This is a genomic window from Neobacillus drentensis, assembly GCF_021560175.1.
Classification (GTDB): domain Bacteria; phylum Bacillota; class Bacilli; order Bacillales; family Cytobacillaceae; genus Neobacillus; species Neobacillus drentensis_A.
Genome location: NZ_CP091110.1, coordinates 1,931,185 through 1,944,126, shown reverse-complemented (window position 1 = coordinate 1,944,126; position 12,942 = coordinate 1,931,185). Strand labels below are relative to the sequence as shown.

At 37.2% G+C, this 12,942-nt stretch carries 13 protein-coding genes; all 13 read right to left on the bottom strand.

The window, feature by feature from the left end:
- Window positions 1-25: 25 nt before the first annotated feature.
- Window positions 26-913, bottom strand: coding sequence for an isocitrate lyase/PEP mutase family protein (locus tag L1999_RS09075; RefSeq protein WP_235743238.1), 888 nt, complete (start codon window positions 911-913; stop codon window positions 26-28).
- Window positions 914-1,120: 207 nt separating this feature from the next.
- A complete protein-coding gene (locus L1999_RS09070) occupies window positions 1,121-2,467 on the bottom strand; it encodes an MmgE/PrpD family protein (RefSeq protein ID WP_235743237.1) in 1,347 nt (448 codons plus the stop codon).
- A gap of 109 nt (window positions 2,468-2,576) precedes the next feature.
- Window positions 2,577-3,569 (bottom strand): ABC transporter ATP-binding protein, encoded by a 993-nt coding sequence (locus L1999_RS09065; protein WP_235743236.1) that lies wholly within the window; start codon window positions 3,567-3,569, stop codon window positions 2,577-2,579.
- The gene (locus L1999_RS09060; RefSeq protein ID WP_235743235.1) at window positions 3,544-4,566 is read right to left on the bottom strand and encodes an ABC transporter ATP-binding protein; all 1,023 of its coding nucleotides are present in this window, start codon (window positions 4,564-4,566) and stop codon (window positions 3,544-3,546) included. The genes L1999_RS09065 and L1999_RS09060 overlap by 26 nt, the downstream gene beginning before the upstream one ends.
- A gap of 17 nt (window positions 4,567-4,583) precedes the next feature.
- The gene (locus L1999_RS09055) at window positions 4,584-5,423 is read right to left on the bottom strand and encodes an ABC transporter permease (protein WP_235743234.1); all 840 of its coding nucleotides are present in this window, start codon (window positions 5,421-5,423) and stop codon (window positions 4,584-4,586) included.
- A 16-nt stretch (window positions 5,424-5,439) separates the two neighbouring features.
- Window positions 5,440-6,405: an ABC transporter permease gene (locus L1999_RS09050; protein ID WP_235743233.1), complete on the bottom strand. Its 966-nt coding sequence runs from the start codon at window positions 6,403-6,405 to the stop codon at window positions 5,440-5,442.
- Window positions 6,406-7,968 (bottom strand): ABC transporter substrate-binding protein, encoded by a 1,563-nt coding sequence (locus L1999_RS09045; RefSeq protein ID WP_235743232.1) that lies wholly within the window; start codon window positions 7,966-7,968, stop codon window positions 6,406-6,408.
- Window positions 7,949-8,590, bottom strand: a complete 642-nt coding sequence (locus tag L1999_RS29555; protein ID WP_275677682.1) for an FAD-binding protein — start codon at window positions 8,588-8,590, stop codon at window positions 7,949-7,951. Before L1999_RS29555 ends, L1999_RS09045 begins: the two co-directional genes overlap by 20 nt.
- Before the next feature lie 17 nt (window positions 8,591-8,607).
- A complete protein-coding gene (locus L1999_RS29550) occupies window positions 8,608-9,108 on the bottom strand; it encodes an FAD-binding protein (protein ID WP_275677478.1) in 501 nt (166 codons plus the stop codon).
- The gene (locus L1999_RS09035) at window positions 9,105-9,392 is read right to left on the bottom strand and encodes a hypothetical protein (protein WP_235743231.1); all 288 of its coding nucleotides are present in this window, start codon (window positions 9,390-9,392) and stop codon (window positions 9,105-9,107) included. Before L1999_RS09035 ends, L1999_RS29550 begins: the two co-directional genes overlap by 4 nt.
- A 325-nt stretch (window positions 9,393-9,717) precedes the next feature.
- On the bottom strand, window positions 9,718-10,413 hold the full coding sequence (locus tag L1999_RS09030) for a GntR family transcriptional regulator (protein ID WP_235743230.1): 696 nt from the start codon (window positions 10,411-10,413) through the stop codon (window positions 9,718-9,720).
- 420 nt (window positions 10,414-10,833) lie between these two features.
- The gene (locus L1999_RS09025; RefSeq protein WP_235743229.1) at window positions 10,834-11,703 is read right to left on the bottom strand and encodes an FAD synthetase family protein; all 870 of its coding nucleotides are present in this window, start codon (window positions 11,701-11,703) and stop codon (window positions 10,834-10,836) included.
- Between the two features lie 30 nt (window positions 11,704-11,733).
- On the bottom strand, window positions 11,734-12,906 hold the full coding sequence (locus L1999_RS09020; RefSeq protein ID WP_235743228.1) for an acyl-CoA dehydrogenase family protein: 1,173 nt from the start codon (window positions 12,904-12,906) through the stop codon (window positions 11,734-11,736).
- Between the last annotated feature and the right edge of the window lie 36 nt (window positions 12,907-12,942).

The following is a 12,942-nucleotide window of genomic DNA, read 5'->3' as shown; positions in this document are numbered from 1 at the left end:
TCAGCTTCCTCCTCTAAATGAGTTTTTACTTATTAATTAATGACTGATTTTCTGCATACTTGTTTTCCCATTCTTTAATCTGATTAAGTTTAAAGAGGGATTGGCGCTCTTCCCATGTACAGATCAAGTCGTTAACATTCTCTTGTGAACCTTCTGCTTTTAAGATTTTTAGTGACTCCGTGATACCTTTAATCGCTGAACGAAGAACGGTATTCGCACAAAGCATGATTTTAAAACCAATCTCTTCCGCTTCTTTTAAAGAAACCAGCGGGGTTTTACCGCCCTCTACTAGATTAATGATCTGGGGGATACCTGTTAAAGAACTGGTTATTTGCCTAAGTTGTTCGATCGTTGTAGGCGCTTCCACAAAAATAATATCGGCGCCAGCCTCCGCATAAGCATGTGCCCGGTCCAAAGCATCCTCCATTCCATTTACAGCTAATGCATCCGTGCGGGCAATAATCGCCAGGTTTTCATCTTGCCTTGTATCCAAGGCTGCTTTGATTTTTCCAATCATTTCACCTTTTGAAATAACATCCTTCCCATTGAAATGACCGCATTTTTTCGGCGACACCTGGTCTTCCATTTGAATGGCCGCAACCCCAGCACGCTCAAACTCACGAACTGTCCGCATAACATTAATGGCATTACCAAACCCTGTATCAGCATCCACAACAATCGGAACTGTTGTCACATCAGCCATCCGAGCTACGATATCAACTACTTCTTTTAAAGAAGTCAGCCCGACATCTGCCCAGCCTAATTGGGCATTAGATATTCCAGCCCCTGTCGCGTAAATTGCTTTAAATCCGATTTCTTCTATTAATCTAGCAGACATCGAATCATAAGCTCCTGGCAGGATAAATGATTCTTGTTGTTTCAAAAGTTCCTGGAAATCTTTAGTTTTATTCATTTATTGGATCTCCTTTTTTTATTTATATACATTTAAATTTTAGAAAATTAAAACATTAATTACAAAGGTAAAAACCATTCGACTTTTGGCAATTTTCCAATAATTTTTACTAGTTTTTCTTTATAAAATTACTTTAATAGTTTTTGAAATGGTGAAAAATCATTAAAAAGAGATAAAGTGTTTCTTATTTATTAATTTCAAAAATTTTTAGTGAATTAGAGGTAATTTATTTAATAAGTCATAATCAAGGTTATTACTTATCGTTTTCCATACTTCTTCTGGAGCATCTATGTTTGCAAATAAACAACAATCAATAAATTTATTCTTAACCTCATCAAAAGTCACTATAGGAAGGCAACGTTCTATTTGTCTTTTGGTTCCTTCAGCAGTTATTACCTTAATATCACCTTGAGGAAGCCCAAGCGTATTAGGTTGTGTCTGTTCAACCCTTACAATTTTTGACAATTCTAATACTTGAAAATCCATAAGAGCCTTATCTGTAAGATTATTCAAATTGACATTTCCATGCACAAATGCAAACGCAACCATAAAAGGGATACTAAATTTAGCATCTTGTAATGTTTGGGGATGGCAACGCTCCGGCATTGGATGACATAACATACTTGCCGTTTCATTTACTCCGATTACAAGGTTTTCGATTTGATTGTGTTTTACTTCATTACGAAGGTCTAGCGCCGATTTTATGTAAGGGTGTGAATAACGACAGCTAGGGAAAAGTTTTATTGATGTATCTGAAAATGCCCACGTTTCAGTATCTAATAATATTTTTCGTTGACCTTCGCTAAGATTTTTCCCAAAATAGTTTCTAAAAAGACCTGTTTTACCATCCAAACTACTCGATGGAGCCGATACTCCCTCTCGAGCCAAAAATGCTGCTTGAACACCTCCCATAGATGCAAAGGCAGGATAGATCGACCTAGCTTGAGAACCTACACCAACTCCTGGCTCTTTTCCACCAGCTAATTGCATGTAAGCTAGACCTAGGGCATGGACTAATTTAGAATCATCTAACCCCAGAACAAGACCGGCAGTGATTGCAGCACCAAGATAACCAAAAAGTTGACTTAAAAACCATTTGGAATCAACGCCTATACCTCTAGGTTCAATTGCATATCCAAGCCGGCAAATCAACTCATTTCCTAGTCCTACCGCAGTGACAAGATCCGTAAATCTAGAATCTTCAATGTCAGCAGCAGCTAATGCAGAAGCTAAAATAATTGGAGTAGGATGTATTCTCGCTAAATCATTTATATCGTCAAAATCTAGTGCATGTGCCAAAGCAGTATTGGAAAATGCTGCATAGGCAGGAGGTAATTGATAACCACTTCCAATTACTCGGCCATCACCACCTTGTACTCCCAAAGATATCCCAGATATCGATTGTAAAGCTATAGGTGCTCCTTTATGAGCCGCCAATGAGATTCCTATAGTATCAGAAATATGAAGTATTACCTTTTTACGGACTTTCTCTGGCAAACCCCGTTTTTGTCTTTGGCGAATGGCATTAATAATATCAAAGCTCAATGATGACAAATATAAGCCCCCAATATTTCTCAAGATAGTTTTCCAAATAAAAAATCCTCCCTGCTTTCAAAACTCATCAATATCTAAGGGAGTATATGAAAATCTTAATTCAGAATTATTAAGTTGCGATCTGCTCCTTTTTTGGTTCTTGAAATAATAAACAAGCTGTCAAACTGTTAATGGACGTTTGTAATAAAGCAGGCTCAATACTTTTGCATTTTTCCATCGCCACTGGACAACGAGTATGAAAATGGCAGCCTTGTGGAGGGTTTGAAGGACTCGGCAAATCCCCCTGTAAGATAATTCGTTCTCTTTCTCTCATTTCTGGATTAGTTTGAGGTACAGCCGAGAACAGTGCTTTAGTATAGGGATGATGTGGAGATTCAAATAATTCCTCTGTCTTGGCAAATTCAATAATTCTTCCGAGATACATCACAGCAATTTTATCACTAATATGTTTAACAGCTTGGATTCCATGAGCAATAAAAATATAAGATAATCCAAAATCTTGTTGAATTTCTTTTAATAGATTTAAGATTTGGGCTTGAATGGACACATCCAAGGCTGAAACCGGCTCATCACAAACAATGAGTTTTGGCCTTAAAGCAAGCGCACGTGCAATCCCAATTCTTTGTCTTTGTCCGCCGGAGAATTCAATGGGGTACCGAGTGCCATGGTAGGAAGCGAGCCCAACTCTTTCGAGTAATTCATCCACCCTTTTCTTAATTTCTTTTTTTGAGCCAATTTTATGCAGAAAAAGCGGTTCAGCAATAATATTGGCTACTGTCATTCTTGGATTCAATGACGAATAGGGATCTTGAAAAATCATTTGTAGATTTTTTCCTAATTCCTTTTTGTTTTTGAAATCACTTAATCTTTTTCCTTCAAATAGGATTTCACCGCTGGACGGTTGGCCTAATCCAACAACCATTCTTCCAGTCGTTGATTTTCCACAACCAGATTCCCCGACCAGTCCAATGGTCTCACCAGGAAAGATATCAAGACTAATACCATCTACGGCTTTTACAACTTGATCTTTTTTTCCGAATAGTCCGCTGCCAACAGGGAAGTACTTTTTTATGTTTCTAAGAGACACTAGAGGTTGTTGCATAATCCAAACTCACTCCTTCCTTTACAAGGGGATTCCAACAAGAAACGCTGTTTCCTGTAGAATACTTCACATGTACGGGCGCTACTTGTCTGCACTTTTCTGTTGCAAATGAACAACGGGTTACAAAATTGCAGCCAGATGGTAAATCTAATGGATTTGGAACAACACCAGGGATGGTTTCCAATTCGTCTATCCTCGGCCCAGTTAATTCAGGAACACTATCCATTAACCCTTTGGTATAAGGATGACGTGGATTTTTAAACACTTCTTTGACTGTTCCTTCTTCAACAATCTTACCGCAATACATTACTAGTACACGATCTGCTATTTCAGCTACAACTCCGAGATCATGAGTAATTAATAGAATAGAAATACCAAATTCATGTTGAAGATTTTTTAATATATTCAAGATTTGTGCCTGAATGGTTACATCAAGTGCTGTTGTTGGTTCGTCAGCAATAAGGAGTTGTGGATTACAAGCAAGTGCCATCGCAATCATGATTCTCTGTCTCATCCCACCTGACATCTGATGTGGATAGTTTCTTAATCGACGTTGTGCATCAGGAATTCCTACCTTATTTAGTAAATCTAATGCTATCTTTTCGGCTTCCTTATACTTAATTTTTTTATGAAGTATAATAGACTCCACAATTTGCTTGCCGATTTGGTGGACTGGATTAAGGGAAAACATTGGATCTTGGAAGATCATTGCGATGTCATTTCCACGTATTTTCCGCATTTCCTTTTCTTTCAATTTCAATAAATCCTGCCCATTAAATAAAATAGTACTTTCGGTTTTATATTGAATTGCACTAGCATTGAGCCCCATTATAGAGAGAGATGTAACGCTTTTTCCGCTTCCTGACTCTCCTACTAATGCCATAATTTCCCCCTTTTGAATAGTAAATGAAACGTCGTTAACCGGCTTGATTTCACCTTTAGGAATAGGAATGAAAGTTTTCAAATTCTTTACTTCTAGAAGTGGTGGTGTTTTCATACTTCTGTCCCCCTTTGTTAGACCTTTTTATACTTTGGATCAAGTGCTGTCCGTAGACCATCTCCAAGAAAGTTCCCAGCAAGTACAGTAAGCATGATTGCAAAACCTGGGTAGACAATCATCCAAGGTTTCATATTAATCATGCTGTATGCCTGTTGTATCATATTCCCCCAGCTAATTTGAGGAGACTGCGCTCCCATGCCAAGGAAACTAAGAGATGCTTCAACAAGAATGGCATAGCTTAGATTAAACGAAGCCTGAACTATTACCGGCGGAGCTATATTCGGAATAATGTGTTTAATCATAATCCAACTCGCTCCAGCGCCAGAAATTTTTGCTGCTTCAACATAGGGCTCTGTTCTGATTTGTAATGTTTGTCCTCTTGCAAGTCTTGCAAATTGGGGAATCGAGACTATTCCAATGGCAATCATGGCGTTCCATAAGCTAATGCCTAATGCCCCTGTTATTCCAAGTGCCAATAATATGGAAGGAATAGCAATAATTCCATCTACAATTCTCATGAAAATATCATCAACAATTCCTCCTAAATATCCTGAAAGAATTCCAATGGGCACTCCGATAAAAAGTGGAATCAGTATAGCGAACAAACCAGCTTTGATTGCAGCCTGAGATCCGATTATTAATCTGCTAAAAATATCACGTCCAAGCTCATCTGTACCTAACCAGTATTCGGTATTCGGACTAAGCAAAACCTTCGTTAAATTCTGCTTTAATGGATCATGTGGAACAATATAAGGCCCAATTAATGACATGATTATAAGGAAAACTAAAAAGAAGAAACTAATAAAGGCCATCCTTTCGGACATTAACCTTTTAACGATAGTTTGAAAACTCATAGTCACACCCCCTCTACTAGTACTCGATCCGTGGATCTAAAAGCGCATAAACGATATCAGTAATAAAATTAATGAGAATGACCATGACAATCATAATCAGGACAACCCCCTGTAGCATCGTGAAATCATGCTGTAATATCGAATTTACTGCAAGCTGTCCTATACCAGGGATGGCAAACACAGTCTCGATAACAACTGTTGCACCTAACAAATGACCGAATAAAATCCCAATTGTCGTTACAACAGGTAGCATAGCGTTTTGGATACCATGTTTTAGAATAGCTTGCCAACGATTAACTCCCTTTGAATAAGCTGTTCGTATATAGTCCGCACTCATTACTTCCATCAATGATGACCGTAAATGCCTTGTAATTTGCGCAGTTCCAACTGCACCAAGAGAAATGGCAGGTAACAATATCCCTTTAAAAAATTCAACAGGATTCTCAGTAATACTAGTAAAACCTGTCGCTGGGACCCAACCAAGGTGTAGACTGAAAAATAAAATAAGCAGCATTGCTAGCCAAAAATTAGGTAGTGCAGTTCCTAGTGTTCCAAAGAACCTTGAGACATAATCGATCCAACTATTTGGGGAAAAAGTAGATGTAATAGCAAAAAACATTCCACCAAAGACAGAAATAATCATTGCTACTACAACAAGTTGAAATGTAACGGCTAAACGTTCAATTACTGCTTCATGTACGTATTGTCCTGTAAATACAGATCGCCCTAAATCCCCCTTTAAGGCATTTATTAACCAATCGAAGTATTGCGAAATAATCGAATGATCTAGCCCAAGTTGCTGGCGCAACTGGGCTACTTTTTCTGGGGTTGCATTCTCTCCAAGCAAGGTTAAAACTGGATCGCCTGGTATCAAAAGGATAAAAGAATATACGATGAGCGTTGTTATTAATAGCATTGGAATTACGTATAATATACGCCGAAGTAAAAATTTAAAAAACAATTTAATCGCTCCCTTTGTCATTTATTCCTTTTTCCAAAGTGTTGAAAAAACTGGCTTTTCTAATTTATTTGGCACATATCCCTTTAACGATTGATTCATGATGGCTGTTCTTGGCGTAAAGAATAATGGGATTCCAATTGCTTCTTCTAAAATTGCTTTCTCGCTAATCTGCCTATATAATTTAGCACGCTTTTCTTGATCATAAGTTTTCCCCGCTTCAGCAATCAGTTTATCAATTTCTGCTGTGGTATGACCTGTATTATAGTAGCTCCCGCTAGAGTATAATGCTTTAATTGTAATCTGCGGATCTGGACGGGCTGACCATCTTCCAAGGAAGCTGTTTGCTTTTTTTTCATCCCAAAAGTTAGCTAAAGCAGCCTGCTGCTCCATCGCTTGCAGTTTAACATCAATTCCAATTTCCGCCAGCTGACTTTTTATTGCTTCAGCAACCCTTTGATCATAGGCCATTGAATGATGCACCAAAGTAAATGAAACTTTGTTAATCCCAGCTTCTTTTAGAATTTGTTTTGCCTTTTCCGGGTCATAGTTAATCTTTAAATCTTTATTTGCAGCCCAGTATGCTTTTGGAAATGGCTGATATGCAGGCTCCCCAATTCCAAAATTAATAGCTTTAATAAGTGCTTCTCGATCGATACCGAAATTAATGGCTTGTCGTACAGCTTTGTTATCTAGCGGAGCTTTTGCATCATTTAAATACAACATTTTAAACGGTAATGATATCTCTTGTATCACTTTAAGATTTTTATCATTTACTAGTGATGAAACAGTACCAGGAGAAATATTTTCTGCAAAATCGACTTCACCTGATTTCAGTGCATTTATTCTAGTAGTTTCTTCCGGCATAATTTTAACCGTCATTTTATCTAAATATGGAAGGTCTCCATCCCAGTATTCTTTATTTGCTTCGTAAACAATTTCACCATTTGGTACATGCTTTAACATTTTAAATGGACCAGTACCAATAGGATGTTGAGAATAACTTTCCCCGTTTTTTTCAACAGCAGTTGGTGAAACCATCATTCCAGCTTGATCCGATAGCGCTAATAAAATTGATGAATCTGGTTGTTTTAAGTTTAATTGAACAGTTTTGTCATCTATCACTTTTACACTTATGATATTTTTCAAATCGGTCAACATAGATTTATCAGAATTTATGCGATCGATATTAAATTTTACTGCTTCTGCATTGAAGGGAGTACCATCATGAAATTTAACATTTTCCCTTAATGTAAGAATCAATGTAGAATCATTTGAGTATTTCCAAGACACGGCCAATCCTGGTTGAGGCTCTAGATCAGGAGAAAAGTGAATTAAAGTGTCATAGACTGGAAACAATAAAGGAAAATTAATTCCTCCGCTTGCCTTAATTGGATCAAAATTAGCTACATCTGTTTCATAAGCGATCGTTGCATTTCCACCTTTTTGAGGGGCACCTTCATCCACCACTTTTTTACTGTTTTCTAAAGCCTTTGTGTCAGTTTTTGAGGAACAAGCCCCTAAAACGATTGTAAATGTAAGTAATAATAAAACTATAAAACTCATTTTAAATTTGATTTTTTTCATATTGATTATTCCCCCTATAACTTGCAAATTGAGCTGCTTTCTCACCCGCAATTTTCCCAAAAACAGAGCCTGCCATTAACCCAGCGCCACCTGGGTAGTTAAAATAGAATAGTCCACCTACTAGTTCTCCAGCTGCATACAATCCTGAAATGGATTGCAGCAATGTATCCTGAACCTCAGAATCAGAGTTAATCCGTAGCCCCCCGTATGTGAAGGTAATGCCACATGTAACTGCATACGCTTCAAAAGGAGCCTGATCCAAAGTATTAGCCCAATTTGATTTGTTTATTGATAATCCTTTTGTACATCGACCGTCTTTAATATTGGGGTTAAATGGTATGTTGTTGCGAATAGATGCATTGTATTGCTTTATTGTTTGTAAAAGACCGTCAGGGTCAATATCATCAAGTTTTTTAGCTAATTCTTCTATTGAATTTGCTGTTACCTTAGTAACCTGTCTATGTTTATATTCCTCACGTAAAAGATGGGATACCTTGTTATCAAATATTTGCCAGGCAAATTGTCCGGGTTGTTCTAGTATTTGTTTTCCAATATTCGCGTAGGTATAATTGCGAAAATCAGAGCCCTCATCTACAAAACGCTCCCCCTTTGCATTTACTATAATTCCGAAAGGATAGCTTAGCTTTTGAAAGCCTTCACCAAACTCTGGTGCATATCGATCTCCACCAACTGCATGTGCTCCTGACCAATTTCCATGGGAAACAGCCCAATATCTAAAGCCATTTGGATACCTTCCCCTGTATTAAAGCGACTCCCTCTAACTTTTGCTATATCCCATTTTTGACCTAAATATCGAGTTCTCATTTCTGTGTTAGCATGAAATCCTCCGGAAGCTAAAATCACTGATTCTGAATAAATTTCTTTTGTTTCACCATGATGCTTAAAAACAACTCCCTGGACACCTTTATCATCATGTATAAGCTTTGTAGCCATAGCATTATAAAGTATTTGAATCCCCAAATTTTTCCCTTCATTATGGAGAGTTTCTATTAAACCATTACCACCACCTACTGATTCGACAACCATCCCACCCCAAAATTTGAATTTTCCATTAACCTTAAAAGCCTGACGACCATATATAGGCACAAATCTGATCTTATGAGATCTAAGCCATTTCATCGTTTCAAACTTTTACTTGCTAATAGTGATGATAATTCAGGATCAGTCCTATATTCACTTAGTCGACATAAATCATCGTAGAAATTCTCTTCAGAGTAAATTCCTAAGTCTGTATTCTCAATTTCTTCAGTTGTAAGGTCCGGCATAATTTGTATTAGATCTTCTATAGAGTTATAGGCGAACCTAATAGATCCATGGGTGTAAGCGCTGTTTCCGCCTTTTTCATTTTCAGGTGACTTTTCTAGGACAATAACATTGGCTCCTTGCTCCCTTGCTGCATTCACATTTTTCCCCTTCTTTCGTAAATTTGCCCCCAAATTTCTCAGGATCTAATTAGGCTAGCCTTTACAATCTCATGCCTTTTATTGACATTAGTTTTCTATCTACATGAGGAACACTAAAAATCAACTAGTCTACAAAATTTCCAAATGCATCAACCTCCAAAAATGTAAACGTATTTATTTTGAACAAGGATGAAATGGCTAAATTTAGGGTTGTATTGGATATGAAGATGAATTATCACTATCATCTATCAATTTTAAATATTTTGAAAATTTTACTTATATTATAAGAGCTCAATATTTGAGCTCTACTTAAAGATGCTATTAATCAGTTGTTTTCATCAATATTTTGTTGAAGATGTGCTTCAATTGTATGAACCGCGGCCTTTAAACTATTGTTAATATGTTCTCTCATTAATTTCTCAGCTTTATCGGGGTTTTTATTGGAGATTGCTTCAAACATTTCTTGGTGTTCTTGTGCCGCCTTTCTACTTCTCTCATTATTTTTAATAGGTCCTAACCTACGGTATCTAGATATGTGATCATTAAGTTGATTTAAAATCTTATTTGCAGTTTTATTTTTGCTAATTTGATAAAGATATGAGTGAAATTCACTTCCATAATAAACAACTTCTTCTCCTCTATCATTATTAGCCGCAGTGACAATAAGTTGAGTAAATTGACCTAACTTTTGTATATCGTTTGCTGTTGCCTTTGTCGTTGCCTCCCTAGCTATCAGCCCTTCAAGTAAGCTTCTAACATGAAAAATTTCCCCAACCTCTTGAATTGAGATAGGTGCTACTTTAAGGCGCCCATTTGGTAACCTCTGGATAAGTTCTTCGATTTCCAGCCTCTGTAAGGCTTCTCGAATAGGTGTTCTGCTTATATTGAGTTCAGTTGCTAAATACTCTTCATTAATTGGTTGATCAGGAGCTAAGATACCCTCAATAATTTTTTTCTTTATTTCGAAATAAACAAAGTCCTTTGTAGATAACCTCCGATTCATTTGAGATGAATTCAGCATTATTTAAGCTCCCTTTTTAGTTAATTTAGTAATTTTAATAGTGTAATTAAAATATTGTATAACAGTACATTTGTGTAATTGTATACAATTATATGTGTTAGCCTAATTTTATTAGAAATTTGCTCTAATTGTCAATATATTTTTACAATTAACTAACCGCTATTATTTTCCTTGGTAAAAGTAAATGTTAAATTGACGTGATATACTTTTATACACATGTTTTTCCGAAATTCAGGCTTCGGCAGATAGAAAAAAACTAGGTGGTAAGACTCCTGTAAAGTACAGAATTCTTACCACCTAGCAATTAGTATACTATTTTAATTTTGGGTTCTGTTCAAAGTTAGCTTTTTGCTAATTTTTCTTAAAAATTTTTAGAGTATTTGCCGTTATCTACCACTGAATATTTCTTCTTTTATCTTATTATCCATTCCAAACAAAACGGTATTTCGAAGAGTGTAACCAATCCCTTTCGCTAATTGAATTCCTTCTATCTTTCGTTAGCCGCTGGTGCCAAGTAACCGAAACCGCTGTATCACTCTTTATGAATCGTTCCGAAACATTTAGAAGTGGAATCATTTTGTTTTCACCTGTCACAAATACCTCTATTTCTTGTGAATGACATCCGCTTGTTAATGTAACAGCATATTTGCCCTGACCTGGCAGGGTATAATAAGGTTTAACTTTTAATGCACTGCCGTCCCATTCACAACTCACCTCATAAGACCGTCCTAAAAAGGCAGGCAAGTCTTCTACATTTCCCTTTGCTAATTTTTCCCGAATGCTTGTTGAACTAATTTTCTCTCCACGGCATTCGACTTTATTGACTTTCGTAACTTCGAGGATTCCGCCTGAATCTCGTTTCAAGCGATCCATATTCCCTTCACCGCGAAAGCCATACGTATAATCAAATCCTGCAACTGCATGGACGACACCGAGCCCGAGTAAATATTTAGCAGCAAACTTTTCTGGCGACAGCGATGCGAACTCTCGATCGAATTCAACAATATAAAATAGATCGACACCGAGTTCAGAGAACAGTTTCTCTTTCTCAGGTAACGGCATTAGATATTCTACTTTTGTTTTTCCATTTGATAAAACGGTTTTGGGATGCGGAAAGAAACTCATTACCGTTAAAAGTAGATTTTCCTCTTTTGCCTTCCTAAAAGCAGTTTGAATGACTTCACGGTGACCGATATGAATGCCGTCAAAAAATCCTAACGCCATGACGCTCGGTTTTGCCTTTTGCTGCCAGAGTGTCAGATTATCGGGATTCAAATAAATCGTTTCCATGCAGGTGCCTCCTCTTAGTTCACGTAAGTCTTACCCATTAATCGATACGTTAAAGCCAAATTGTGTTTTTCCAAATGCTTCTACCGAGTCTTCGTAAAGATTGGATCGGTGTGTACATACTGCCAAAAGATCGCGTATGAACATTTCGATCGGATCGCCTTTAAACATTGAAAATCCGCCAAGTGTCAACAAAATTTTCACAGCAATATCCGCTACGTTTTTCGTGATTTTCGCCCTAATTGCAGCAAATTCACCACGTTTATCTTCTTTTCCCATTTCATAGTTTTCTAATAAAGAAATATATCTGTCTAATAGACCTTCTGATTCGTAATATTTAATCGTTAATTCTGCTAATACCCCCTGGTGACGGGAATCTTTAGCAGAATTTCCTCCTAATCGAACCCGATGCTCCGTCCGTTTCTTAAATTCCTCTAGTAAACGCTCCGCGCCGCCTAGTGCGACCATAGGGAATCCAATACAAAAAGATGAGAAAAATGGAACATCATAAAGAGGATAGTCTTTATCATAACCTTCCGGAGGTCTGCCTGTACGATCTGCAACAGTAAGCCGTATTAGATGATGCTTTGGAACGTAGACATTATCGACAATTACCTGGTTGCTTCCTGTTCCCCTAAGGCCTAACGTATCCCAATTTTCTACTATTTGTACATCAGATACCGGTAATGTCAGCATGCATAGCTCATTCTCTTCGTTGTCGTCTACTTTTATTTTCACTGCAAGAGAAACCCAGTCGCTATATAAGATTCCGCTTACAAAACTATACTTACCGGTAATCCGATAACCATCCCCATCCCTTTCCACTTTCCCTATCGGAGCAAAGATATCTGCGATTAATCCCCCCTGATTAATCACTTCTTCTGCTCCCTGTTTCGTCATAAATGCTACTAAACTATTATGAATGGAATAAAGAAAAGTTAACCAAGCAGCAGAAGTATTATATTTTCCAACCGTGCGGATAATCTGGGAGTACTCTCTTAAATTCACTTGAGGCTCTCCATATTTTTTCGGCAGTAATAACTTGGATAATCGAGCTTCTTTTATCGCATCAATGACATTTTTTGAAACGGTTTTGTTCTGGTCTGCTTCGAGCGCTTCTGATTCTGCAATTTTCCCAACCTTTTCTGCCCCTTTTAACAACAGGCCCAAATCGGATTTGTTTTCATCCAATACATTGTTTACCATATTTCGCACCCCTTTTTAATGTAATCTCATAAAAAG